The sequence below is a fragment of the Chryseobacterium sp. JV558 genome (assembly GCF_033712365.1).
Lineage (GTDB): Bacteria > Bacteroidota > Bacteroidia > Flavobacteriales > Weeksellaceae > Chryseobacterium.
In genome coordinates this window covers 1-256 of the sequence record NZ_WJHU01000044.1, presented here as the reverse complement: position 1 = coordinate 256, position 256 = coordinate 1, and the positions used below count along the sequence as shown (strand labels likewise).

The following is a 256-nucleotide window of genomic DNA, read 5'->3' as shown; positions in this document are numbered from 1 at the left end:
AACACTCCCCAGAAAGGCAGCATCGGAACTGCTGAAATTTAGTCCCTGCATACCCTCTACTGACTGGTTATTACCAATATCTGCGTTTTGAAGGATCACCATCACATCAAACAAAGGATTGCGGCTCAGATCTGTTGCAAGCGACAGGGATTCTACAAGCTCATCAAATGGGTAATCCTGGTGTTCAAGGCCGGCAAAAACAGTGGCCTTGACTTTATCCAAAAGCATATGGAAGCTATCATCACCTTCAAAACGT

The 256-nt window shown here is 44.9% G+C and carries 1 protein-coding gene; it reads right to left on the bottom strand.

The window, feature by feature from the left end:
- Positions 1-256: condensation domain-containing protein (locus GFU89_RS23275; RefSeq protein ID WP_318849390.1), on the bottom strand; the 256-nt coding region annotated here is incomplete at both ends.